Origin of the sequence: Henriciella barbarensis, assembly GCF_003576345.1 — a bacterium.
Lineage (GTDB): Bacteria > Pseudomonadota > Alphaproteobacteria > Caulobacterales > Hyphomonadaceae > Henriciella > Henriciella barbarensis.
This window is the reverse complement of record NZ_QWGB01000004.1, coordinates 303,883-328,795: the sequence shown is the minus strand read 5'-3', so window position 1 is coordinate 328,795 and position 24,913 is coordinate 303,883. Positions and strand designations below refer to the sequence as shown.

Genomic DNA, 24,913 nt, shown 5'->3' with positions numbered 1-24,913 from the left:
CGTGGTAACAAGCCCGATGATGGTCTTTCCCACCGGCACTTCCCACAGGTGTTTCGCCCTTTGGCGAGCGAAGCGCGCGGTACACACGAAAAGACCCGGCAGGTCAAGCCCGCCGGGTCAGCTCTGCGTCCCGCTAGTAGGGCCTAATAGCCTTTCTGCTGGATATAGTCACGAATGCGTTGTTGGCGGACATCCGGGTTGGGGTGGGTCGACAGAAAGTCCGCCGTGCGCTGGTTGTTGGCTTGCTGCATCACCTCCCACAAACGGATCGCCGCGCGTGGGTCATAACCTGCGCGCACCATGTAATCGACGCCAGCAAGATCAGCCTCCAGCTCTGCATTACGGCTATATGGCAGGACGACACCAAGGTTTGCCGCAACACTGCCAAGCGCGTTCACCTGGTTCGGGTCCACGCCTAGTCCGCTGCTCCCGACAGCTGCCGCCCCAATCTGTACGGCTGTTGAAGCGGCCGCGGCGCGGGTCGCGCGCTGGTTGGCGTGCCGGTAGATCGCGTGCGCGACTTCGTGACCAAGAACCGCCGCGAGCTGGTCGTCATTTTCAACCAGGTTCAGAAGCCCTGTATATACGCCGACGCGATTGCCCGGCATGACGAAGGCGTTCACTTCTTCAGAGTTGAATACTTGCACATCCCACTGTTCGCCCGCCTTGGGCGAGGCGGCCGCGATACGGCGCCAGACACTCTGGACACGGTTATACTGAGAGCCGGAGCTCAACGTTGGCGTTTGCGATTGCAGCTGCTGCCAGGCCTGCGCGGACGCTTGTGAAAGCTGCGCGTCGTCATAAGCGGCGAATTGCTGCTCGCCGGTATACGGATTGACGCTACAGGCAGTCGCAGCGAGGGTCAGCGACCCGGCGAGCGCTGCAAATAGCCCTCTGTGAAGCTTGCCCTGGTCGCTCGTCCCGCGTGATACGGCCTCAGCCTTGGTATTTTTTGCCATCCGGTGTCTCCCATTTGCGTGGACATTAACCTGAATGGCTAAACTCGCAAATCACCGGTTCGTTCATGTGCCAGAAAAATCAGACAGAAGCGGTCAACTGCCTTGCCTGGCTAACCCATCCTTCGCGCCTGGCCTGCCCGTCCAGACCAAAGCTGCGGTCTACCCATTCAAGATGCTGGTCAGTCCAGTTGGCGATCTGGGCATAATGCCAGATCCCGATTTCATTGAGTTTGAGTTCTATGGAGGAACTCAGACCTGAAATTCGAGTGAGATCATCAGCTTGCCCGTCGGCCGTTTGTTTGGCGGGAGGCTTGATCGGCGTAGGGCGGCTCGGCGGGACAGCGACAGCAGGCGCCTGCTTTCGTGGCTGCGCGGAACTTGCGAGCGCCGAGAACGGACTGGTGAACCGCGGACCACGAGAGGCAAGCCGATCAGGAGAGCTTTCAGCAAGGCGAGGCGCGGCGGTGGGCTGAACCGGCCGCCCAAGCGCTGAAGTTGGCGCAGTTGTCGGCTTCGCAGGTGCCGCCCCGCGCTCTCCAGCAGTCGCGGCGGGTGACGAGGGCGATGCTGGCCGTGATGAAGGCTGGCCGAGATATGCAAGCCGGCTTTCCAGATACCGGTTTCGCCAACGAAGCCGCGCCATTTCCTCGTCGCGCTCCTCGCTGGACAAGACCTGCGCAGAAGCCGCCTCCGCCGCGTCCGCTGCCCCTTCCTTGTCAGTCACTGAGAGCGCGTCTTGCAGCTTGGTCTGAAGCGCGTCCGCGCGAATGCTGAGATAATTCGCAAGCCAGACCTCTTTCGAAGTACTGTCGGCGCTGGCGTCATCAGCTTTAGCGGCCGCGAGCTCCTTCGCCATGTGGTGCAGGCGCAGTTCTACCTCGTGGACGCGTTCTTCGAGGTACTCATTGCGGGCAATCAGCGCGTTACGCATCGAGGTCTCTTCGGCAGACCGCGATGCAACCGCTTGGTTGGCAGGCGTTGGCGCTACATCGGGCGCCGGAACACTCAGCGCCTCCGTCGGCGGGACCATCGCAGCCTGCGCCTTAGGCGCGGCTTCCGGTCCAGCCTTCGCTGCAGCAAGCTCTGCCCGAAGCTTTTCAACCTGCGCCCTCAATGCCGGGTCAGCACCCGCATCGGCGGCTGCCTTGGTTTCCGCCTTGAACTTGCGCTGAGCCGCAAAAAGACTGTCGAGCTCATCCTTCGTCTGCTGCAGCTCAAGCAGTGCGATATCGCGATCGACAATCGCCCGCTGTTCAGCCGGAGATTTCTTCAGTCCGCGTAGAATCCACGCGAGCACAAAACCAAAGACGAGGGCGCCTGCCAGGATGAACCAGACATACTCGTGAACCAAAGCCATCTCGTGGGCTCCCCATGCTCGCAGTGGTTTTACCACATCGCCAGCTTGCTTATGACGCGTCATCCTGATGGCCAGAAGAGACTGGCTTCACAGGCGGATCGGCATTCCTGTCTTGATTCTGCCACCAGACCGAACCCTGACGCTTGCGTCAATTGTCTTCGACCGCCTCTCGGGCTACACGCCGCGCATGTCATCGCCTCCTGAGATCATTTCCAGTACCTCGAACCCGCTTATCAAGAGCCTGCGAAGCCTTGAGCGCAAGAAGGGCCGGGCTGAGACTGGCCTTTTCCTCGCTGAGGGCGCGCGCCTCGTTGAACAGGGGCTGTCTGCTGGGTGGGCACTCGACAGCCTCGTTGTCTCGGCCTCCAGCGCGGAGCGTTCCTTCGTCCGCGACCTTGTCGCCCGCGCTTCAAAATCCGGCACCCGCACCGTACAGGTCACTGACCGGCTTGCTGGCCAGATCGCTCGCAAGGACAATCCGCAGGCCGTCATTGGCGCATTCAGACAGACGGCTCCGGAGCTAAGCGACCTCGATGTTCCGAAGTCCTCGCTTTGGGTTGCCCTGTATGAAGTTCGTGACCCCGGCAATCTCGGCACCATCCTCAGAACGGCAGATTGTGCTGGCATTTCAGGCGTTCTGCTTATCGGCCAGTGCTGCGACCCTTACAGCGTCGAGGCGGTCAGGGCCTCCATGGGGTCGATCTTCGACATCCCTTTTGCGCGCAGCAGCTTTGAAGAGTTCAACACTTGGCGTACCGGCGAAGGCCTTTCCATGTTTGCCGCGAGTGTGAACGGTACGGTTCGCCATATCGAAGCGGACATGACTGCTCCGAGCATCATCCTGATGGGAAATGAACAGGCCGGACTTCCTGATGAAGTTGAAGCAAAATGCGATACGCTTTGCCTGATACCGATGCGCGGCGGCGCCGATAGTCTCAATCTCGCCCAAGCCACCGCCATCATGACCTATGAAGCCTGGCGCCAGCGAGGGTTTGCATGAAATACGAACAGACACTCTTCCTCGCAGATAACTGGAAGGACTACGCCCTTCTCGACAGCGGCGACGGCATGAAGCTTGAGCGGTTCGCCAGCCAGACGGTGATCCGCCCGGACCCGCAAGCCTTCTGGCGACCAAACAAACCCGTCGACACCTGGAAAGCCGACGCCTGGTTCGACGCCAAGGCTGGTGACGATGAGCGCGGCGAATGGCGCCGGCTGAGCCCAAAGGCACCCGACACTTGGCCGATGGAATGGAACGGTATCCGCTTCGAGGCGCGCCGCACCCCCTTCCGTCATATGGGCGTGTTTCAGGAACACGCCGTCCACTGGGCCTTCGCGCAGGAACAACTCAAGAAGACCAGCCGTCCCGCAAAGGTTCTCAACCTCTTTGGATATACCGGTCTGATGTCCCTTGCCTGCGCGCAGGCAGGCGCTGAGGTCGTCCATCTTGACGCCAGCCCGAAGTCGAACGGCTTTGGCAAGGACGCCCAGTCACTTTCCGCTCTGGATGACCGCACGATCCGCTGGATCGCCGACGACGCCATGAAGTTTGTCGCCCGCGAACAGCGCCGCGGCAACCAATATGACGCGATCATTCTCGACCCACCAAAATTCGGTCGTGGCACGAAGAATGAAACCTGGCGTTTCGAGGAAGATCTTCCCGAGCTGCTCGACGGGGTAGCAAGCCTTCTGGTGGAAAAGCCGCTCTTCGTCATCCTCACAGCCTACGCTGTCCGCCTGTCTCACATCGCTCTTGCGCAGGCGTTGGGCGACCGGATGGAGGGTTTTGGCGGGCGGATCGAGATGGGCGAGATGGCCCTGCCGGAAGAAAAGACCGGACGCATGCTGCCAACTTCGATCTGTGCCCGGTGGCGCGCTGACTAGTCTCTAGGCGGCTTCGCGCTCCTTACGCACGCCCAGCTGCTGCTTCACCTTTTCGGCAAGCTGGCGGACATTGAACGGCTTGGCGAGGAAGGTGATTTCCCGGTCGTCGAGCTGTTTCGCAATGTTCGGATCGGCGTAACCTGATACGAAGATTACACGCGCTTCGCCAAGATATTGCCGTGCTTCGCGGATCAGTGTCGGCCCGTCCATACCCGGCATGACAACGTCTGAAATGACGAGGTCGAACGCGCCCGGTTCGTCCTCAAGGATTTCCAGCGCTTCTTCGCCGTCGCCAGCCGACTCAACCTCATAACCGCGCGAGATTAGGTGCATGACGGCAATATCGCGCAGGCCCTTCTCATCCTCAACCAGAAGGATGCGGCCACGGCCCGAAATGTCCATCGGACGCGGCTCTTCAGCTGCATCGAAAGGCGCTTCCTCTTCGGGCTGCGGAATATCCTCTTCCTTCAGCGCTGGCAGGTAGATCTGGAAGGTTGTGCCCTCCCCAACTTTGGAGATCGGGCAGATATAACCTTCCGACTGCTTGATGATGCCATACACTGTCGCAAGGCCAAGACCGGTGCCGACGCCAACATCCTTTGTCGTGAAGAAAGGCTGGAAGATTTTGTTCAGGATATCGGTCGGGATGCCGCACCCTGTGTCTGCGACTTCGATCAAAAGGTAGTCACCGTCATCGACATAGGTGAAGCCCTTTTCGTGGGCATCTGCGCCGGTTGCTGCAGACGTCCGGATCGTCAGCGAGCCGCCCGAGCGACCAGATAGCAGCATGGCGTCACGCGCATTGGTAACCAAGTTGATGATGGCAGTTTCGAGCTGGTTTATGTCGGCCTTGATGTAAGGCAGGTTGCGTCCATGGACGGTCTTGAAGTCGATCCGTTCGTCGAGGATTTGCTGAAGCAGCCGCGAAAACTCCGTCAGGAAGTCGGTTGCGTTGACGATCTCACGCTTGAATGTTTGCTGGCGCGCATAGGCGAGCAGCATGCGGACGAGGTCCTTCGCCCGGACCGAGAATTCGTAGATGCTCTTGATGTTTTCATACGACGGATCGCCGACAGGGTGGCGGGTCATCAGCTCATCATTGTTGAGCATGATGCCGGTCAGAACATTGTTGAAATCATGCGCGACACCGCCAGCAAGCTGGCCGATAGCCTGCATTTTCTCACCCTGTGCCAGACGGATTTCGAGGTCTTTCTGTTCGGTGATGTCGATAATGTAGGCAACAGAGGGGCGGCCTGACGCATCAAGCGAAACGAACACGTTCACGTTTCGCGGCGGCTCCCCCGGAAGCTTCAATCCAACCGGCTTGTCGACGGCTTCAGCAAGCTTGGAGGCAATTTCTTCGGCGCCGTCATCAGCCTCTTTCAGGAAGATATCTGCAAACGAAGCACCCGCAATCGACGCTTCACTCAGCTCTCGAAGAGCGCGGTTGGCATCTACAATCTGAGCGCTCTCGACACTGGCGCCGGCCAGCCGGGCAACGCCGAATGGTGCTTCATTGAAAAGCGGATCAGGCTCAGCAGATGGTGGGCGCACAGCGACAGGTGCGCTAAAGCGACCTTCCCGCTCTGCAGGCGCAAGCTGCGCCGACGTCAGGATGGTGCGCCCCTGCGCGTTCACGCCCTTGCCCGACCAGGAAGTCAGGGCCTGCATGGGCAGCTCGACCCCGTCCCTGCCACGTATCATGATGCGGGTCTGTGCCGGCATCTTGCTCTTGCGGTCCCGGCCCAGCATGCGAACGAATTCCGGGCGCATGATATCATCGAGACGGACATTGCGCGCGGTCTCCGGCAGGCCGATCAGGTCACGCAACCACTTGTTTGCATAGTTGATGCGGCCATCAGGACGCGCCGCGAAGAAACCCACGGGCGCGTCTTCCACATAGAGCGACTGCCCATCCGTCGCTGCAACGTTTAACGGCGCTGCGCTCACTTCGCGCAGGCGCCACATCACACGCCCGCGAGGTAGCGGCGCAACCATGGCGTCATACTGCACCGTCTCAGCCTCTGACCCGACCGACATGGCTGGCAACGTCTCGGCGAGCGGTTGACTGCCCCGTGCAGCCCGCGACAGACGAAAGACGGGCGCAGCCAGTCCAGGCATTGAGGAAAACAGTCGATCAAACGAAACTGGCGCTGCCGTATCCTTCAGGTTGGACAGAATTTTCCTCGATAGCTCACGGTAGTGTTCGTTAGCGGCAATCGGCGCGCCACCTGCATCTGCGATCAGCACGGCTTCATCCAAAGCCTCGATCCAGCCAAAGCGCGGTCCCGCGGCCTCCACGGCTTCAGCTGCGGCACCCCGCTGCGGAAAAAGGCCCAGCTTGCGCCCTGCCCCTTTGAGTATCCAGAGCAGAAAAACGATAAAGCCCGCCGCCATGGAGATAAGAAGCATGGGCCCGATCCCACCGACTGCTTCTGGCCATGCGATGGCGACGCTCGCGGCTGCAACCGCCGCCAGGAGACAGCCCCAGAAGAGAAGCTGAAGCAGGTCTACTCGCGCGCCATTTGCAACATGCGCTGCATCTGGAAGCTGCTGTTCATCGCGGTCTTTGTTTTCGGACAGCTGATCGGACATTGGGCCAAACTCCGGGCGCGCGGAAGACGCACGCTGATTCGAATCATCGCATGATAGCGGCAAACGCCCACAGTGCACGCAATGTGGGGCGGTTACATCATCCGCGCACGCTGCCACGCGAATGGTTAATGTTTCAAAAAGTTACATTAATCGAAGGTCAGTCTGGCGCCTCAATGAGCGCACCGACACGCAGAAACAGCGCTTTGGTTCCAGTGATCTGCACCAAACTTTCTCGGGAACGCTCTCTCTACTGCTTCCGTTGGATTGGCAATAGTCACAGCGACATAGGACCCGAAAATGAAACCGCTTTTCCTCTCAGTTATCCTTGCTTCGGCATCGCCAGTCGCGCTTGCACAGGTCGGCGGAGACGGAGCGGCAATCCGCGCTGCGAGCGCCACAGAACAGGCAGCCATGCCCGGTGCCGCCGTTTCGGCGCCGCTGCCAAACGCGATTGAAACCGCTGTGATGAATGACTGGCTCGAGGCTGAACTTGACCAGGATCTGCACAAGAGCGTCAGTGAAGTCGCCCGCCGCGCTTATATTCAGCGTATGTTTCAGCCAGTGTGGACCGAGCAAGGTGCACAAGGGCTTCAGGACGTCGCCGGCGATCTTTTCAAGCACGGTCTGGCCAGCGATGACGTTCTCGCATCAGACCTGCAGCAACTCATCGACCAACGATTTTCAACAAGTAACGCATCTGAACAGGCAAAAGCAGACCTCGCCCTGACGGCTGCCTGGCTCAGGATTGCCTCCGCCATCAGTGGCGGTCTTGGTGATGAGGGCGAAGCTGTCGAATCGGGTTCAAACTCAGCTCGCATGGCCCTCGTTTCCAAGAAGCTACTGGAGGCCGGGCAAGGACATACGCTGAGCTTTCAGGATTTTGAGTCGGGCTATCCCCAATATGCTGCACTGAAAGGTGCGCTCGCCCAGTATCGTGAGATTCGCGATTCAGGTGGATGGCTCGCAATTTCAGAGGGCGAGAGCCTGGAAGCAGGCGACAGTGACCCACGCGTCCCGGCGATCCGGGAGCGCCTCAGCGTCGAAGGTTACACAGACAGACCAAAAGACCATACAGAAAGTATGCTGTTTGCTGACGCGGATCGCTCAGAGAGTGTTTTTCTGCAGGGCCGCAATTCCACCGCCAGCGGCAATCGTCGCGCTAATCTCTTCCGGAATGCTGCAGTGACCAAGACGGAAACCAATTCAAAGCTGTATAGCGATGACCTCGTGGAAGCCGTCAAAACCTTCCAGCAGCGCCACGGCATTGAAGTGGACGGTGTTATCGGCCCAAAAACGCTGGCTGCGATGAATGAAAGCGTCGAGTCGAAGATGGCCCGTATCGCCGGCTCCATGGAGCGCTGGCGCGCTCAGGGAGCGGAAGATCAGCGCTATATTTGGGCCAATATTCCTTCCTATACCGTAGAAGGCTGGAATGGGGACACTCGCGAAATTTCCATGAAGTCTGTCGTAGGTATGGCGAGCCGCGCTACACCAACTTTCAACGACGAGATTGAGTATACCGTCGCGAATCCGCGCTGGTACGCACCCGTCAGCATTGTCGCGAAGGACAAGCTTCCGAAGCTGCGCCGCGACCCGTCCTATGCGCAGCGTGCGAACTTCAAGATCTATGACCGCTCAAGCGGCGCGGAGGTCAGCGCTTATTCAGTCGACTGGAATGACCCATCCTCGGCCCGTAAATATCGCTTGGTGCAACAACCGGGCAGCGGGAATGCTCTTGGCGAATTGAAGATCATCTTTCCGAACCAGTACTCAATCTATCTGCACGGCACGCCGAGCACCCATTTGTTCGACCGGGCAGAACGGGCTTTCAGCTCAGGTTGCATACGCCTTGAGCAGCCCGAAAGGATGGCAGAATGGGTTGCTAGCTATGATAGCAATGAAAGCCTTGATGACGTTCGCGATGCCCTGTCGACCACCCGGAACACACGCATCGACTTCCAGAGCCGGATGCCCATCCATATCACCTATATGACAGTTACTGTGAATGACGACGGCACCGTAAACTTCTGGCGCGATATCTATGATCGCACTGAAGGAATCCGCCAGGTTGAACGCATGTCCTCGATTGGCCAGACTGCGAACGCGCAAACAAGCGAAGCGACTGAGAGGGGCTAGTTCGCATGATGAACAGCTTGCTCGGTACGACAATTCTCCAAGCGATAGCTTTCACCGGTGCGGTTTCGACCGTGCCGGTGTCGCTAGATGGAAAGGATATTCCTCACCCGGTCTGGCATCACATGGCGATGCCATCCGAAACAGTGCCGATGACGGTACCCGCCGGCATGACAGCATACCTCAATGGCGATCGGATCGAAGCGGCTGACGCCTTTATCGCGCCTGAAGTGTCTGGCACCTATTCACTGGAATTCCGGAACCTTGATGACGAACGGGAATACAAGGTCGCGCTATTCGTGCTTGAGCCGTCAGACAGAGTTGATGCGGAGGGGCGCCTCAATGGTTTTCGCATGGGCGCCTACCCTGAGAAAACGCCTCGGGGCTTCATCCGGCTGGATGAGGGCTACGGCGACATCAACGTCTCGCCCAGTTTTCAGATCGGTCAGTTCCTCTGCCACCAGCAACCAGATCATTGGCCGAAATACCTTCTGATCTCGAGTGACAATCTGAAACGACTTGAAGTACTCCTCGACGCGCTCAACCGCGATGGTATTACCGATGCGGACACGTTCTTTGTGATGAGCGCCTTCAGGTCGCCATTCTACAACACCGCAATCGGTTCGGCGCGCCTGTCACGACATATGTATGGAGACGCGACCGACATCTATATCGATGTCGCGCCGAAGGACGGCTTGATGGATGACATCAACCGCGATGGCGCAATTAATAAGGCCGACGCCGACTTTCTTTATGATTACGCGCAGGATCTATTCGCCAACACAAAGGAGGTCCCGCGCGGCGGCCTTGGCAGCTATAAAGCCAATGCCGTGCACGGCCCGTTCGTGCATGTTGATGGTCGCGGCCGTTCGGCCCGGTGGGGACGATAACGCTGATCAGTTTTGCGGCAACCTGGCTGCGTCAGGCACACTGCCGGACACGGACCGCAATACTGTTACCTTTGCGACCAAGGTCGCCTTCATACGCGACACGGCCGTTGCGCCCGCCGGAAAGCAGTTCGACAGGCTGATCTGCAGGCACGCCCAGCAGCAGCGTGTCGCCTTCTTTCAGGGAAGCAAGACGGCTGACCGGTACGCTTAAGCTTGCCATCCGCGCGGTCAGTAGTGCGGTCACACTTTCAACATCACGGGATGGTTCGGCTGGAACGGTTGCTGCGCGCTCGTCGTCAGCAGCCTCCACTGTCCAGAGCGACAGCGCGCTACGCTGCCCCGCTGCATCGACATTGAAAGTGAAGCGAACGCCTGCATCTCCCGCCATGAGCGACGAGACGTAGGCAGGGTTGGTCTCGATACCGACGAGCGACAGGTCCGATCCGAGCGATCTCGCAAACGGCGACATGAATTGCCGGATAAGAGCGCAATCAATGACGCTTAGCTGGCGTGCCGCGGCCACCGATCCTGCAAGGGAGAGCGCCCCGCAAGCATTGGCGATGAGCTGGTCGTTCAGCTGCCCACTAAGACAGATAATGTGCGTCGCATCGCCGTCTTCATTGGCGAACACAGCGAAAGCGTTCGTACTCGTCCGCTCTGCCTGCGTGCCTAGTTCGCCAGCATCTTCAAATGATGCCGTGTGAGCGAGCGTGACGGCAGCTTTAAGGCCTGCATGCTCTCCAAAAGCGCGCGACAGACGCGCAGCTACCTTTCGGCCTTTGCGGGCTGCCTCATCCGCGTCGTCGCGGGTGTCGAGGTCACGGGCGAAAGGCTGCGAACTATCGCCAGCATCATTGATTTTCGGCAGATCCGGGCGAAGCAGCGCCTGAATTTCTTCCTTGGAAAGGATACCGCGCGCTGTTGGAAGCTTGAAATCATCTGCGGCCGGCAAGATGGGCGGTGGGCTCACATTTGGCACATCGCGCATGATGGCGCGCTCACGTCTTTCTGACATGGACCAGTCCTCTTCGGTACGTTCTGTATCGCGCATGGGAACCCCAACTCTCCGTCTCTAAGACTGGGCCGTGCCGGTTAATGAAGCGTTAGTATTTTCGAGTCCGCCTGCATTGGAATCGGTTCCAGAAGCGGTTTTTCAGTGCCAAAGGTTAATTTCCGGGGACTCGATCATTAACGAACTCCACCCGATATTAATCTGCTTGAAATGTTGCGGTAATTTTTGATTCGGATTCCCGTGTCATTTTCACTCTCAGCGGACCGGCACCGAAAACAAACCGCCGGGCGTTGGGTGATAAAAAACGGCAGGGCCTCGACTGGCCCTGCCGTTTTCGTTTCTGAAGCCTGGTAAAGCTCTCAGTCGTCGCGGACCGTCCGCTCCTTGCGCTCGTGACGCTCCTGCGCCTCAAGGCTCAGCGTCGCGGTTGGACGCGCTTCGAGGCGGCGCAGACTGATCGGCTCGCCTGTCTCGTCGCAATAACCATATGTGCCTTCGTCAATACGGCGCAGGGCTGCGTCAATCTTCGAAATCAACTTACGTTGACGGTCACGGGTGCGAAGCTCCAGTGCCTTGTCGCTTTCTGAGGATGCGCGGTCGACGACGTCCGGAAGATTGCTTGAGTCTTCCTGCAGATTGTTGATCGTAGACTTAGTGCCATTCAGAATGTCGGTCTTCCAATGCTCCAGACGCATACGGAAGAATGCCTGCTGACGGGGGTTCATGAACTCCTCGTCGTCGGACGGGATATAGTCATTCAGCTTCGTATCAGCCATGGTCTCATACCTCCCACTGGCGCGGCCTATATAGCGTGTTGCCCCTCTGCGCAATTAGCCATTACATGAGGTTTAAATTACACGCCCTCACATGAACACGCCCTGAATTCTGCAAGCCTTGGGCCAGTCGTCTGTGTAGCTGCAGGCACTTGCGGACACCGCGAGTGCTGTGCCCTATAGCTTCGACGCGGTCATCTAACGACCGCAACCGAACCAGATTGAACATCAGGTCTTGTATATGGCCCGCTATCACCGGCGCAGGGAATTGGAAGAAAAGGGCAGCTGGCGTCATGCGCTGGTATTCAACAGCCTGCTTCTCATCCTCGCGGTGCTATCAGTTCGCGTTCTGGTGAATGCCTATTCGACTCAAAGCCTTGATGGCAGCTTGGACGCAGAGGCACGCGAGGAAACCCGGCGTGAGATTGATCAGGCCTTCGAGACAATCGTTCCTGACGGCGTTCCTTCGCGCGCCTACTGGGCAGAGCAAATCGCAAACGAACTGGCGCTGCGCGATTTCTCGGCCGCACGTGGCTACCTGCTGGCGGCGCCTGCCATGCTCAGCCGCAATGACCGGCGCGCCCTTCTCGCTGCGGTAAACGCAGAGGAATCGGGCACTGAAGATGAGCGCCTGACACGCGCGGGCCTTCTCTTCCTCCCAAATGAGGTGCGCGCGGACTATCAGCGCGCCGTGGAACGCCCCGGAATGCTCTATTCGCAACCGGGTGAGGTTCCTTCACGAAATACCGGGTTCCCCAATCGGGCAACCGATCAGTCATCGACCGACCTAACCACCGAAGGTCCTAGCGAGGAGAGCGTTGAACAGGTCGAGCCCGAGCCTTCGCTAGACGCCCCCTCCGCTGGCTTTTCGATGATTGGCAGCCGCGCAGACCTCGTCCGACGCTCACAACAATGGGTGAACGGCGAGACGACCGACACCTTGCAGTTGCGGCTCAGCGCCATCGGCCTCATCGAAGTCGCCGATGGCGAGGCGGAGCCCGCGCTCCTGACGGCGATCTCCGTACTTCGCGCGGCAGGTCGTGCCGGCCGCCTGGACGATGCCTACACAGCCTATCTGGATGAGCGGGTGGATCTTGCCCTGCCTGAAGAAGAACTACTCGATCGACTTGCGGGTGTTGTGAGTGCCGTCGTGCCGCCCAGCGTCCGGCAGAGCCAGGTGCTCGGCGCCTATGAGGACGCGCTCAACGCCGACGGCCTGTTACGCCTCCGGCGCGACCTCGCTTCGATCGCCCATATCGCTGCAGAAACGACGCCTGCTGGCGCAGTTACGCTCATCGAACTCGCCAAATCGCCCGAGGATGTCCGCAAGCTGGAAGTCGTTGCCCAGTCGGGCAGCGATCGCGCAGTGGCCCTCGCCAAGGCTATCGGCCCACGTGTGACCGAACTTGCACAAATCGGGATCCGCTGGTCCACATCCCTCGTGCTTCAGATCTTGGGACTGGTCGCCATTTTTGCTGCGCTGATCTGGTCGATCGCGGCGGCGTTTCACAGGATGCAAAGTTCTCGCTGGCAGTGACAGTCTCTGGCCGTCGACGAACGAATGTCAGACAGTAGCGAACGCGCCTTGCAGACCGTCGATTAGCAGCTGAACCGAAAGGGCCGCGAGTATAACGCCGAAGATCCGTGTGATCGCACCAGCCACGCTGTCCCCCATGGCGCGCACCAGAGGGCTCGCAATCAGGAACACGATCAGGCAGAGCAACATGTTGAGGCCGATTGCGGCGAGCACGACAGCTTGCGTCATCCAGTTCGCCGCTTCGGACATGAACAGCATCGCAGTCGCGATCGAACCGGGCCCGGCCAGCATCGGAATGCCGATCGGAAACACAGAGACATCGTCCAGTTTTTCATGCTCTTCGAGGTACTCATCAGCGCGCGACTCGCGCCGCTCGGTCCGCTTCTCGAACACCATATCCAGCGCGATCAGGAACAGAAGCGCGCCGCCAGCGGCCCGGAACGCATCGATGGTAATGTGAAGCTGCCGCAGCAGCCAGGCACCGAAGAAAGCAAAACCGAATATGATCAGCGTCGCCACCAGGATGGAACGCCACGCCATACTGCGCCGATAGCGTGCATCGCCCTTCGCTGTCAGAGACGCAAAAACGGGCGCAACGCCCAGTGCATCGATCAGAACGAAGAACGTCACGAAGGACGCGGTGAATACGGAGACAAGATCGCCAGTCATGAGGCGCGCCTTAATCCTCCTATTTCAGTGCGTCCAGTATGTCCTTGACCCGTGCGTGCAGGGCAGGCCTGTCATGACGCATGCTTGAAGGCCGCTCAACCGGATCACCGGCCGCTATCATCATGATGAGCCGTAGCCCGCGCGCCCGCTGCAACAGCCCGTCAATGTCGTCGTCTTCCGCCGCCTCAAGGACGACACTGTCCGTAAGCTGGATCGACACAGGCGCGGAAACGGCACCGCGCTCAAGCGCTTCGATAGCTTCGGCGAGCTCCGTCAGGACGGTGGGTTCGTTGCGGGTCTCGGTCATGATCGCTCGGTTCTCAGGCATACTCGGCCTCATCGAGGTCCGATTTCAGCAGTTTGCGGCAATTGCCAAGCGCCTTGTAGAGATTGCCGGCGGCAACGAGTTGAGCAATGCGCAAAATTTCGTCCCGCTCAACCTGCGACCGGCTCTGGTCCATCCAGTCAGCCAGCGTTGAAACGGCACTATCATAGAGTTTTCCGCTCGTTTCGCCGACGATGTACATCTGCATCAGGCAGAAATAGGTCGCGTCCTGAGGCGTGGAGATGTCGTCAGGAAACATCACGTCCCGCTCGCGCAGTATCCGTGCTTTCGTTTCGAGCAACATGGTACCGCGGCGCTCTCCATTTCGGATAACAGCCTCGTTGACGACGACCGCCTCGCCCGGTTTCAATGATAGTTTTAGCGGCATTGTGCGCGCGCTCCCCCGAATCCTTACTGGGATGTTGCAATTTCTATACAAGTTGTAAGGTTAACACCGACTAAAACGAGATCCCCGGGCGAAAATGCCGCGATTGACGCCAAGATAGGCGCGCTCAACAGGTTGCCCTTCAGAGCTGCGTCCTTATCATCGGCCGGGACAAGTTTTGGGAGAACAGCATGCGTTTTGAAGGCACTGAGAATTACGTCGCAACCGAAGACCTACGCGTCGCTGTGAATGCAGCCATTGCGCTTCAGCGTCCGCTTTTGGTCAAGGGTGAGCCCGGTACGGGCAAGACCGTTCTTGCGATCGAAGTTGCCAAGGCGCTCGGCGTGCCACTCATTGAGTGGCATATCAAATCGTCCACCAAGGCCCAGCAAGGCCTGTATGAATACGACGCGGTTTCACGCCTGCGCGACGGCCAGATGGGCGAAGAGCGCGCAAAGGACATCTCAAACTACATCAAGAAGGGTAAGCTCTGGGAGGCTTTCACTTCCGATGAGCGGCCAATCCTGCTGATCGACGAGATCGACAAGGCAGATATCGAGTTCCCGAACGACCTCCTGCAGGAGCTCGATCGCATGGAATTCTATGTCTACGAAACCGATGAGACGGTTAAGGCCAAGCAGCGCCCGCTTGTCATCATCACGTCGAACAACGAAAAAGAGCTTCCGGACGCCTTCCTGCGCCGCTGCTTCTTCCACTTCATCAAGTTCCCGGACGAGCAGACGATGAAAGAGATCATCGACGTCCACTATCCAGGCATCAAGCAGAAGCTGGTCGCCGAAGCGCTCACCACCTTCTACTCCATGCGCGAAGTCCCGGGCATGAAGAAGAAGCCTTCGACCAGCGAACTTCTCGACTGGCTGAAGCTTCTGATGAATGAGGACATCGATCTCGAAACCCTCAAGGAACAGGATCCGGACAAGCTGACGCCGCCGCTTCACGGCGCCCTTCTCAAGAATGAGCAGGACGTCGCCCTGTTCGAACGCCTCGCCTTCCTGTCGCGCCGCGAAAGCGGTGGCCGCCGAGGCCCTGCAGGCTAGGCTTGCACCGCATGTAACAGGCGTTCGGCATTGCCGTCGCCGCCGCGGATCGGGCTGTCAGTCTTCGCACTGACAGCCCATTTCATATCTGCCAGCCAGTCGCAGAATTCCGCTTCGGCGCGCGCGACGGCACCCGCGTCAGTGACCATCCCGCCCTTGCCGACGAACTCACGCCCCACCTCGAATTGCGGCTTGAACAGCGTCACCAGTTCAGCGCCCTGCCCTGCTAGCGAAAGCGGTGCCTCAAGCAGCTTGGCCAGTGAGATGAAACTTGCATCGCAGACGATGAGAGACGGCGCCTCGCCAACCATCGCCGACGTCAATGACCGTGCATCGGTCGCCTCATAGGATGTGACACGCGGATCGCACGCGATCCTCTCATGCAGCTGCCCGCGCCCCACGTCGACGGCTACCACATGCGCGGCGCCGCGTTGGATTAGCACGTCGGTGAAGCCACCTGTCGATGCGCCAACATCGAGACAATGACGGCCTGCGGGATCAACGCCGAAAACGTCCAGCGCATGGTCAAGCTTCAACCCGCCGCGAGACACATATGGATGCGCAGGTTCAGCCTCCAGCCGGTCAGACGGCCCGATCAATTGCGACGTTTTGCTGGCGGGCCGGCCGTTCACCAACACAGTACCTGCTGCGACAGCAGCCTGCGCCGCTGACCGGCTATCAAAATAGCCCTGGGTCACAAGCGCTTTGTCCAGTCTTTCTGTCGTCACTCTTCAGCCTGCAAAAATGTCTCGGAACGCTCGCACCTGCGGCTCGTTCGCCTAGCGTAAACCAGAATGGAAAGTGAGACTAGAATGTCTAGATTTGAAGGTAAGCGTATTCTTGTCACAGGCGGCACGAGCGGCATCGGCCTCGCCACTGCGCTTCGCATCGTCGAAGAAGGCGGCGAGGTCGCCGTAACAGGCCGCAGCCAGGACCACCTTGACGAGGCAGGAAAGAAACTTCCATCCGGGTCACTCGTCCTACGCAATGATGCCTCCAGCGCAGAAGAAGCAAAACAGCTTGCCGAAGCGGTGGGCGAGAAGATGGGCAAGCTCGACGGCCTCTATCTCAATGCCGGATACGGCGCTTTCAAGGAAATCGGGCAGCACGACACCGACTTCTTCGATCAGATGATGAACACGAATGTTCGGGGGCCGCTCCTGCATATGGACCTGCTCAAGGACAATATAAGTGATGGTGGCGCAGTGCTCCTGACATCATCAGTCGCCGCCTATCTTGGTCAGGCGCCGGGCGCTGTCTATGGCGCGTCAAAAGCATCAATGGCCGTCTTCGCTCGGTCGTTCTCTTCCGCGCTGGCACCGCGTCAGATCCGCGTAAACTCGATTGCCCCGGGGCCGATCGAAACAAATTTCTTTGACACCGCAGTCGACGATGAAGAGCAGAAGAAGGAGATGACGGAGCAGATCAGATCGCAGGTGCCACTCGGCCGGTTTGGCAAGGCGGAAGAAGTTGCCGCCGTCGCATGTTTCCTACTGTCTGACGACGCCTCTTACGTCACCGGCTCCGAATATGTCGTCGATGGCGGCATGACAAAACGTTGATCGAACTATGTTACTGTGTGTCCAAACAGGAGAAAATTCATGAGCCGCTTCCTACCTCTATCCGCCGCAGCCGCTTCGATTGCGATCGTTTTTGCCTGCACCCAGCAAACCTCCGATGCCCAGCAGGACACGAGCGCCGCTGACGACGCAGCCGAAATGCAGGCCGATATGCCACCGTCCGAGATGGACGCCGGCGGCAGCGAGTCCCTTCCATCCATGATGCGCGCGACGGGCGATCTTCTGGGCAATGAAGGCGATACGATCGGCAGCGTGAACATGATCGAAGGCCCGAATGGCATCGTCATGGAGGTCTCGGTTAGTGAGGGCGGCCTGACCCCAGGCTGGCACGCTGTGCACATTCACCAGACTGGCGACTGCAGCGACACCGGTGAATACACCGCCTCGGGTGGTCATGTCGGCAAGGTCGAAGGTGGTCATGGCCTTCTGAACCCCGACGGTCCAGAGCCTGGCGACTTGCCAAACCTGTACGCCTTTGAAGATGGCTCTGTGAATTTCGAGACGTTTACCGATCTGGTCACGCTTTCAGACGTGATGGATGAAGATGGCGGCGCCATTATCATTCACGAAGGTCGCGATGATCATATGAGCCAGCCGATTGGCGGTGCTGGCGGGCGCGTCGCCTGCGCTGTCGTTCAGTAAGCAGCGAACCCCAACCAAATTAGACCAACGCCGCCTCGTTTCGGGGCGGCGTTTTCTTTTGCACCGGAAGGCGCGCCGTCTAAGGGTCGACCTTTCCACGCAGGGCTTTTTTTTCGCCCGTTTCCTTCTTGGCCTTGATCCGCCGCTCGACCGATCCGCGCGTTGGCCTTGTCGCGATGCGGCGTTTCCGCTTCTTCGCTGCCTTCCGGATCATGGAAGTGAGCCGGTCGCGCGCCGCATCCCTGTTTAGCGCCTGGGAGCGGTGTTCGCTCGCATCGACGATGACGTCACCCTCCTTGGTAATTCTGTTCTTCCATATCTGACGGAAGCGCGCCTTGATGCGTGCGGGCACTGAAGAGGCATCGACATTCCACCGCAGCTGCACCGCGCTCGATACCTTGTTCACACTTTGACCGCCCGGCCCGGATGATCGCGTAAACGTTTCCACCAGCTCCCAGTAAGGAACGGTCAAGTCATCGTCGATCTGCAGGTTTTCTTGGCGGGCCATGATGAAGGACTTGTTCAGCTAAGGTTCAAGCTCGGAACCTCATAATTGGTTAACACTTGTATTCAGACCAGAAACAATTCCGGGCAAGGGCTCGGTGAGAGAACTTGCATAGGGAGGCTCCTCATGGCGTTCAGAAAACTACTACTCCACATCGGTGCCGCAGGAGCTCTCGCGCTCGCGGCGTTCACACCAGTGGCTGCTGCCGACCAGCGCAGTGACCGCGGCCACTATGATCGTGGTGATCGCGGTGATCGCTATCATGGTGACCGTCATCGCGGCAATCGTGACTACCATCGCGCTGATCGGCGCGGAGACTATAAACATCGCCGGGATAATCGGCGCGACTATCGTCGTGGCCGCGACTATCACCGCAACAATCACAGATACCACAATCGAGGCCGCGTCGTGACGCGCAACTATTATAGTGCGCCGACCTATCACCGCACGCGCCCGCGTGTCGTGTATCACTACAACCGCGGCTACCATCATCCACGCTACACCATCGGTAACCGCTACCACTACGGCTCGAGCTCGGTGATCATTCGCGATTATGGGCGCTATGGTCTTTACAGCCCGCCGCGCGGTCACCAGTGGGTTCACCATCGCGGCAGCAACGATGCTGTTCTGACCTCGGTCGCTACAGGCGCTATCGTAGGTCTCGCGATTGGTATTCTCAGCCAGTAGGCGAGTAATAACCCTCGGAAAAGCCGGCTGCGCCTCGTAGCCGGCTTTTTTCGTCTCTGCCCTTTAAATCGCCGCAAATCATGTTCTATTTGAATGACCGGGCGTAACTTGCGGTCGGTGTTCTGTATCAACAGCTGAAAGGAGGTGATCCAATGTCGAGTGAGAAACCAGGAACGGCAAATGGGTCCGTCTGTGCTGGTGGCCTTGGAGAGCAGCCTCTCTCTGTGCGCTAGCACTGACCTCGGGTAGGTATCGCCCTACCAGGATTCATGAGCCAATCCGGCTCACGAAGGCCACCCCCTCGGGGGTGGCCTTTTCGTTTTCTGGACGAGCGCTAGTGCCTGCCTCGATTGAGATCTTCGGTCAGTCGGATATCGACGGCCTCACCAGCAATCCGCTGGCGGTACACTTGGGTGTTCTCCAGGACGCGCTGGACGTAATTGCGCGTTTCGGAAAAGGGTATGAACTCCACCCAGTCAATCGGGTCGATCTCACCCCGGCGCGGATCGCCATACTCTCGCATCCAGCGACGTGGGCGTGACGCTCCAGCATTATACGCTGCCACTGTCATGATGTAGCTGCCATTGAATTGGCCAAGTAGCGTATCGAGGTGCGATCCACCGAGCGTCATGTTGTAACCAGGATCATCAGTCAGCCATGATGTGCGGAACGGAAGGCCGATGCGCCGAGCTTCCTCTCGCGCGGTGGCCGGAAGAAATTGCATCAGGCCGCGCGCATTGGCATGCGAGACAGCCGAGGGGTTCATCTCGCTTTCCTGGCGGGCGAGCGCATAGATCACCGCACGCTCCACGTTCGGCTCGCGCTGCAGCGGAAAGTTGGGGATCGGGAAGACCGCCTGCGGCGCGATCACATTCTTGGCGAGCCCGGCCTTGGCGCCGCGCACACCGACTTCCGGATAGAGGTAGTTATTCGCGACCTCGGAGAGCAGCACATAGTCTGCCTCTGTCTCCAACGTGTCATCGATATTGTAGGAGAACCGGCGGAAATCCATTTCCTGCCCGTTTTCGGCGAGCAGGATAGCGGCCTTCACCTGCGGCCTGCTCATGAAAGCATTACGCTCGGCATCGGTCACATCGGCTTCGGTCTTCAGATAGATGCGCTGCAGGCCCGCCTTCTCGGCTGCCAGCTGGCCGTAATAGACATAAGGGTACTGGGCCGCACGCTGATAGGCGGCGGCAGCCTCCGTCTGATTGCCGAGTGCTTCATAGGTTCGCCCCTGCCAGTAAAGCGCCCTCGCCTGGCTGATCGGTGTGGACGTCCCGGCTTCAAGCGCCTTGAAGTGTGGAAGGGCCATGGATGGCTGGTTGAGATGGCGAAGCGCCGTCCAGCCTGACACCCAGGCGGCTTCAGCAAAATTGCCGCCCGAATCCATGCCGTGACGCGATCCAAGATCATAGGCGAGCTGGAATTTCCGCTCCTGCAGCGCCTCGCGAATCGGCCAGTGACGTAGATTCCAGAGCGCGTTCTGTCCTGCTGCCGGAACTCCGGTGCCGTCAATCTCTGCGAGGAGCGGCACCCAGTTCTCGTCACGTTGCCCGGCGCGTTTGCGCCAGTGGGCACGGTCGAACATCAGCCCCGGATGGTTCTGCAGCGAAGCCGGCACCGCATTCACAGCGGCGTCGACGCCTGCCGCTCTCGCCTGAAGCCTGATGCGTGCTTCAATAAGCAACGCCCAGTCACTTCCGACGCGGGATTTCAGCTGGGACGTCGCCGTGCGCTGATTGGTCCAGAGCAAGAAGTCCGCACGCTTGCGGTGGTCGTCCTGAGAAAGCTGACTGCCATACTGATTGAGCACGCGTTGCGTCAGGGCGCTGTCCAGCGTGTTGCCGTGCCAGGCTTCACGAGCAAGCTCGATCGCCTTGTCCATCTGGCCGCCGCGCCGGTAAGCTTCTGCGAGGGCCACCCGGCCTTCTCCGGAAGCTGGTCCGCCCATCTCCTCAAACCAGGCAATCTTCTGCAAATCATCGAGGGCCGAATCATTGATTATGCCTTCAGCGCGCACCTGCAGGGTCGTCATGAACGGCCAGTCGCTGCGCTGGCGCAGCAGAACGCTCATTTCGTCGAAAGACATGTTCTGGTCGCTACGGCCCCGGAACCAAGCAATAAGGTCGCGCACCACCGCGTCGCCCGATCTCGCCTGCAGACTACGGACTGTAGACCAGTCTCCCCGGTCCATCGCTGCAACCGCATCACGGAACAGTCTCGCCTCCGCAGTCGTTACCACACTCGACGCGGGCACCAGGTCTGGCTTAACACTCGGAGAAGATGAGGGAATCGCCACTGCAATCGGTGATGCAGTCGCCAGCATTAATGCTGCTGTAATCGCTCGGTATGTGGTAACGCCCATTAGGCCCTGCCTGTTTTCTTTTGGCTGTTGAGATGTCAGACACTTTATCGTCCAACTCAGCATATGTGTAACATAAACTTCGCGGCAAAATCACGATGTTCAATGGTTCAATTCCGGCACTAGTCACTCCGTTCCGAAATGGGGAGGTCGACCGGAAAGCGTTTGCCGATCTTGTAGAGCGCCAGATCGAGAATGGCGCAGGCGGACTCGTCCCCTGTGGCACCACTGGCGAATCCGCCACGCTTAGCCACGCTGAGCACCGCGAGGTCGTCAGTCTCTGCATAGAGGTGACTGCGGGACGCGTTCCGGTTATCGCCGGTGCTGGCTCGAACTCTACCCGCGAAGCCATCGGGCTGGTCGAGCATGCAAAGGAAGCTGGCGCCGATGCAGCGCTTTGTGTCTGCCCTTACTACAACCGGCCGGATCAGGCAGGCCTTGAGGCACATTTCCGCGCCATCGCTGACGCTGTCGCACTGCCGATCATTTTGTACAACGTGCCAGGCCGTACTGTTTCAGACCTTCAGCCTGAGACCGTGATCCGCCTTGGAAAGCATCCGAACATTGTCGGTATCAAGGATGCGACGGGCGATCTTGCCCGTATCAGTCTTCATACTGCGGGCCTGCGGGACGAGCAGTTCGTCCAGATTTGCGGTGAAGACCCCGTGACCCTCGGCTACCGCGCCATGGGCGGCACCGGTTGTATCTCGGTCACGTCCAACGTCGCCCCCGCTGAAATGGCGAAGATGCACAGGGCCATGGATGAAGCCGATCTTGACACCGCGCGCGAGATCGAAGCCCGCTTCATCGCGCTTCACAAGGCGCTGTTTTGTGCCCCTTCTCCGGGGCCGGCCAAGTTCGCGCTGTCGCGCCTCGGGCTTTGCAGCGACGAAATCCGCCTGCCGCTCGTCGCACCAGACGATGCAGCCCGCCGCAGGATTGAGGCTGCAATGGAGATCGCAGGCCTTATATAGCCTCCCATGTCAAAGAAGAGCCAAATCAAGGGTCGCTCAGACGGCCTCGTAGCGGAAAACCGCCGCGCACGCTTCGACTATCAAGTCGAAGACACGCTGGAGGCCGGCTTGCAGCTACAGGGCAGTGAAGTGAAGTCGCTGCGCAATGGTCGCGCAAACATCGCTGAATCCTATGCAGCCGTTGAAGAAGGCGAGCTTTGGCTCGTGAACGCAGATTTCCCGCCCTATGAGGGCGCGAACCAGTTCAACCACGAGCCGAAGCGCCGTCGTAAACTCCTCGCTTCGAAGCGTGAGATCGCCGAGCTCTCCCAGAAGGTCGAGCGCGCAGGTCGTACGATTGTCCCACTGAAGCTCTACTTCAACGACCGTGGCATGGCGAAACTGCTGATTGGACTCGCGACAGGCAAGAAGGCGCCAGACAAGCGCGAAACCGCCAAGAAACGTGACTGGCAACGCGAGAAGTCCCGCATTCTAAAAGAAAACTAGGTAGCCCCTGACTGCTTACCGCCCCCCAACGAAAGTTGGGGCCCACGGCGGTTGGGCAGTGCCAGTAGAAACAGAGGACAGCTAGTCCGCCAATATCCGCGCATACTGCGCCGGATCGACATTCCCGCCTGACAGCACAACACCGACTGATTTGCCCTTAGCTGCTTCGGGCAGATCAAACAAAGCGCAGGCCAGCGCGGCTGCACCTCCCGGCTCAACGACCAGCTTCAGATGGCGGAAGGCTAGCCGCATCGCTTCTTCAATGCGGTCGTCGCAAACGGCACATCCACCTGCAAGAAGCTCCCGCCCTAGTGCCCAGGTAAGTTTCCCCGGAGACGGCGTCAGTATCGCATCGCAAATAGAGCGCGTGCCGGGCGCATTGACTTCAATCCTGTCCGCCGCAAGCGAGCGGCGCCAGTCGTCATGCGCCTCAGGTTCTGCGGTCCATATCGATATATCAGGGTCGAATTGGCGGTAACCGAGCGCCAGCCCCGTAATGAGACCGCCGCCACCCGCGCAACAAATGATGTGATCGAGTTGCGTGTTGGCATCGCGCATCTGCTGTCCGAATTCGACGCCTGCGCTCCCCTGCCCGGCGATGATGTACGGATCATCGAAACTCGGCACCAGCGTAGCGCCCCGCTTCTCCGTTTCTTCGGCGGCAATCTCCTCGCGACTTTCATGCTCACGGTCATAAAGCCTGATTTCCGCTCCGTCGCGCCGTACGCCTTCGACCTTGATGGCTGGCGCATCCGACGGCATGACGATGAGCGCTGGCATACGAAAATTCTTTGCGGCCCGTGCGATGCCCTGCGCGTGATTGCCAGAGGAGAAGGCAACAACGCCTTTCTCACGTTGCGCGGGGCTGAGCTGCAAAAGCCGGTTGGTCGCGCCACGGATCTTGAAGCTTCCGGTCGTTTGCAGGTTTTCGCATTTAAACCAGAGCTTTGCCCCTGCGATCTCATCCAGCGCATCATTGCGCAGGACCGGCGTGCGAAGCACATGCCCGTGGAGCCGCCGCGCAGCATTCAGCACGTCCTGACCTGTCGGAAGCGCCTCGGTTGCCATGGACCTAAAGCCCTTGCCTGATCGCCGGTCCTGCAGCGACCCGTTGGGTCCTGAACCAATCTGCAAACTGCTGTAGGCCTTCCTTCAGGCTCACTTTCGGCTCGTACCCGTAATTGGCTTGCATGCGGGAAATGTCAGCGCATGTCTCGGTGACATCGCCCGGCTGCATGGGTTCCAGTGCCATGCGCGCCTTCTTGCCGGTGACCTCTTCGATCGTCTCAATGAATTTCAGCAACTCGACGGGCTGGTTGTGTCCGATATTGTAGAGCTTGTGCGCCCGCTGGCCCTCGACGAAGACCGCGGGCCGGGTCGCAATCGCCTTCAGTCCCGCCACAGCGTCTGCAATGAAGGTGAAGTCACGCTTCATCTTGCCGCCATTAAAGACGCGTATCGTCTCACCGCGCAGGATGCGGTCGGTAAACGACCAATACGCCATATCGGGGCGCCCCCAGGGGCCATACACAGTAAAGAAGCGCACGCCGATCTGCGGAATATCATAAAGCTTGGCATAGGCCTGGCTCATCAACTCGTCGGCCCGCTTGGTCGCGGCGTAGAGCGAGACAGGTCGGTCGACATTCGCGTCCTCACGGAATGGCGCAATCGCATCATCGCCATAGACAGAGCTTGATGACGCATAGACCAGCATCGGCACCTTGGCGGCCCGGCGACAGAATTCCAGCATGGCAAGGTGACCGGTCAAATTCGACTGGGCATAGGCAAAGGGATTTTCAAGCGAATAGCGAACGCCCGCCTGAGCGGCCAGATGGATGACCCGGTCGATCGAATCGCGTTCGGGCAGTCCAAGCAGCTTCTCATGGTCGGAGATATCGAGCTTGCGAAACGAGAAATTCTCATAAGTCTGCAACTCATGGAGCCGCGCCTGCTTCAGCGCCGGGTCATAATAGGCGTTGAGATTGTCGAGCCCGATGACCTCATGGCCGTCGCTCAAAAGCGCTCCGGCAATCCTTGAACCGATAAAACCGGCAACGCCAGTTACAAGAAATCTCATCCACTCACCTCGCGTGAACC

24 protein-coding genes are annotated in these 24,913 nt (G+C 59.0%); 11 read left to right on the top strand and 13 right to left on the bottom strand.

Translation table 11 applies throughout. The features are described 5' to 3' along the window. Window positions 1–143 precede the first annotated feature (143 nt). Together D1224_RS02785 and D1224_RS02780 are read right to left on the bottom strand one after the other, a co-directional pair. Window positions 144–959 (bottom strand): M48 family metallopeptidase, encoded by an 816-nt coding sequence (locus D1224_RS02785; protein ID WP_119378406.1) that lies wholly within the window; start codon window positions 957–959, stop codon window positions 144–146. Window positions 960–1,038: 79 nt separating this feature from the next. Beyond that, window positions 1,039–2,316, bottom strand: a complete 1,278-nt coding sequence (locus D1224_RS02780) for a hypothetical protein (RefSeq protein WP_119378405.1) — start codon at window positions 2,314–2,316, stop codon at window positions 1,039–1,041. Window positions 2,317–2,383: 67 nt separating this feature from the next. Here D1224_RS02780 and D1224_RS02775 point away from each other — a divergent pair, with 67 nt between their 5' ends. Together D1224_RS02775 and D1224_RS02770 are read left to right on the top strand one after the other, a co-directional pair. Then, window positions 2,384–3,316 carry a TrmH family RNA methyltransferase gene (locus D1224_RS02775; protein ID WP_233350365.1) on the top strand — a complete coding sequence of 311 codons (933 nt, stop codon included), beginning with the start codon at window positions 2,384–2,386 and terminating at the stop codon, window positions 3,314–3,316. After that, a complete protein-coding gene (locus D1224_RS02770; protein WP_119378404.1) occupies window positions 3,313–4,200 on the top strand; it encodes a class I SAM-dependent methyltransferase in 888 nt (295 codons plus the stop codon). The genes D1224_RS02775 and D1224_RS02770 overlap by 4 nt, the downstream gene beginning before the upstream one ends. Window positions 4,201–4,203: 3 nt before the next feature. On the opposite strand, the gene D1224_RS02765 is transcribed toward D1224_RS02770, so the two are convergent. After that, entirely contained in the window at window positions 4,204–6,795 is a 2,592-nt protein-coding gene (locus D1224_RS02765) for a response regulator (protein ID WP_119378403.1), read from the bottom strand. Between the two features lie 297 nt (window positions 6,796–7,092). Between D1224_RS02765 and D1224_RS02760 the strand changes: the two genes are divergently transcribed. Beyond that, window positions 7,093–8,931, top strand: a complete 1,839-nt coding sequence (locus D1224_RS02760; protein ID WP_119378402.1) for a L,D-transpeptidase family protein — start codon at window positions 7,093–7,095, stop codon at window positions 8,929–8,931. A gap of 5 nt (window positions 8,932–8,936) precedes the next feature. Further along, window positions 8,937–9,818 (top strand): D-Ala-D-Ala carboxypeptidase family metallohydrolase, encoded by an 882-nt coding sequence (locus D1224_RS02755; protein ID WP_119378401.1) that lies wholly within the window; start codon window positions 8,937–8,939, stop codon window positions 9,816–9,818. Between the two features lie 31 nt (window positions 9,819–9,849). Here D1224_RS02755 and D1224_RS02750 read toward each other — a convergent pair whose 3' ends face one another. Both D1224_RS02750 and dksA read right to left on the bottom strand, forming a co-directional pair. Further along, a complete protein-coding gene (locus D1224_RS02750) occupies window positions 9,850–10,869 on the bottom strand; it encodes a flagellar motor switch protein FliM (RefSeq protein ID WP_119378400.1) in 1,020 nt (339 codons plus the stop codon). Window positions 10,870–11,189: 320 nt separating this feature from the next. Beyond that, complete coding sequence (gene dksA / locus D1224_RS02745; protein ID WP_119378399.1) at window positions 11,190–11,606, bottom strand: RNA polymerase-binding protein DksA; 417 nt, start codon at window positions 11,604–11,606, stop codon at window positions 11,190–11,192. 238 nt (window positions 11,607–11,844) lie between these two features. Here dksA and D1224_RS02740 point away from each other — a divergent pair, with 238 nt between their 5' ends. Continuing rightward, window positions 11,845–13,140, top strand: a complete 1,296-nt coding sequence (locus D1224_RS02740; protein WP_119378398.1) for a hypothetical protein — start codon at window positions 11,845–11,847, stop codon at window positions 13,138–13,140. Window positions 13,141–13,167: 27 nt separating this feature from the next. Here the strand turns inward: D1224_RS02740 and D1224_RS02735 are convergent, their stop codons facing one another. From D1224_RS02735 to D1224_RS02725, 3 genes are read right to left on the bottom strand one after another with little or no spacing between them, the layout of a single operon-like run. After that, a complete protein-coding gene (locus D1224_RS02735) occupies window positions 13,168–13,809 on the bottom strand; it encodes a MarC family protein (RefSeq protein ID WP_119378397.1) in 642 nt (213 codons plus the stop codon). Between the two features lie 19 nt (window positions 13,810–13,828). Continuing rightward, complete coding sequence (locus D1224_RS02730; protein ID WP_119378396.1) at window positions 13,829–14,137, bottom strand: hypothetical protein; 309 nt, start codon at window positions 14,135–14,137, stop codon at window positions 13,829–13,831. Next, window positions 14,130–14,522: a flagellar biosynthesis repressor FlbT gene (locus tag D1224_RS02725; RefSeq protein WP_119378395.1), complete on the bottom strand. Its 393-nt coding sequence runs from the start codon at window positions 14,520–14,522 to the stop codon at window positions 14,130–14,132. Before D1224_RS02725 ends, D1224_RS02730 begins: the two co-directional genes overlap by 8 nt. A gap of 188 nt (window positions 14,523–14,710) precedes the next feature. On the opposite strand from D1224_RS02725, the gene D1224_RS02720 reads away from it, so the two are divergent. After that, complete coding sequence (locus D1224_RS02720) at window positions 14,711–15,577, top strand: AAA family ATPase (RefSeq protein ID WP_119378394.1); 867 nt, start codon at window positions 14,711–14,713, stop codon at window positions 15,575–15,577. On the opposite strand, the gene D1224_RS02715 is transcribed toward D1224_RS02720, so the two are convergent. Further along, entirely contained in the window at window positions 15,574–16,305 is a 732-nt protein-coding gene (locus D1224_RS02715; protein WP_119378393.1) for a TlyA family RNA methyltransferase, read from the bottom strand. The genes D1224_RS02720 and D1224_RS02715 overlap by 4 nt on opposite strands. An 84-nt stretch (window positions 16,306–16,389) precedes the next feature. Here D1224_RS02715 and D1224_RS02710 point away from each other — a divergent pair, with 84 nt between their 5' ends. Together D1224_RS02710 and D1224_RS02705 are read left to right on the top strand one after the other, a co-directional pair. Further along, window positions 16,390–17,139 (top strand): SDR family oxidoreductase, encoded by a 750-nt coding sequence (locus D1224_RS02710; protein ID WP_119378392.1) that lies wholly within the window; start codon window positions 16,390–16,392, stop codon window positions 17,137–17,139. 39 nt (window positions 17,140–17,178) lie between these two features. Beyond that, the gene (locus tag D1224_RS02705; RefSeq protein WP_119378391.1) at window positions 17,179–17,799 is read left to right on the top strand and encodes a superoxide dismutase family protein; all 621 of its coding nucleotides are present in this window, start codon (window positions 17,179–17,181) and stop codon (window positions 17,797–17,799) included. A gap of 79 nt (window positions 17,800–17,878) precedes the next feature. On the opposite strand, the gene arfB is transcribed toward D1224_RS02705, so the two are convergent. After that, entirely contained in the window at window positions 17,879–18,307 is a 429-nt protein-coding gene (arfB, locus tag D1224_RS02700; RefSeq protein ID WP_119378390.1) for an alternative ribosome rescue aminoacyl-tRNA hydrolase ArfB, read from the bottom strand. Window positions 18,308–18,430: 123 nt separating this feature from the next. On the opposite strand from arfB, the gene D1224_RS02695 reads away from it, so the two are divergent. After that, entirely contained in the window at window positions 18,431–18,991 is a 561-nt protein-coding gene (locus tag D1224_RS02695; RefSeq protein ID WP_119378389.1) for an RcnB family protein, read from the top strand. Window positions 18,992–19,325: 334 nt separating this feature from the next. Here D1224_RS02695 and D1224_RS02690 read toward each other — a convergent pair whose 3' ends face one another. Further along, window positions 19,326–21,236 carry a lytic transglycosylase domain-containing protein gene (locus D1224_RS02690; RefSeq protein ID WP_182482138.1) on the bottom strand — a complete coding sequence of 637 codons (1,911 nt, stop codon included), beginning with the start codon at window positions 21,234–21,236 and terminating at the stop codon, window positions 19,326–19,328. 218 nt (window positions 21,237–21,454) lie between these two features. On the opposite strand from D1224_RS02690, the gene dapA reads away from it, so the two are divergent. After that, window positions 21,455–22,330, top strand: coding sequence for a 4-hydroxy-tetrahydrodipicolinate synthase (dapA, locus tag D1224_RS02685; protein ID WP_119378387.1), 876 nt, complete (start codon window positions 21,455–21,457; stop codon window positions 22,328–22,330). A gap of 6 nt (window positions 22,331–22,336) precedes the next feature. After that, on the top strand, window positions 22,337–22,816 hold the full coding sequence (gene smpB, locus D1224_RS02680) for an SsrA-binding protein SmpB (protein ID WP_119378386.1): 480 nt from the start codon (window positions 22,337–22,339) through the stop codon (window positions 22,814–22,816). An 81-nt stretch (window positions 22,817–22,897) separates the two neighbouring features. Here the strand turns inward: smpB and D1224_RS02675 are convergent, their stop codons facing one another. Further along, entirely contained in the window at window positions 22,898–23,884 is a 987-nt protein-coding gene (locus tag D1224_RS02675; protein WP_119378385.1) for a threonine ammonia-lyase, read from the bottom strand. A gap of 4 nt (window positions 23,885–23,888) precedes the next feature. Next, window positions 23,889–24,893, bottom strand: coding sequence for an NAD-dependent epimerase/dehydratase family protein (locus D1224_RS02670; protein WP_119378384.1), 1,005 nt, complete (start codon window positions 24,891–24,893; stop codon window positions 23,889–23,891). Between the last annotated feature and the right edge of the window lie 20 nt (window positions 24,894–24,913).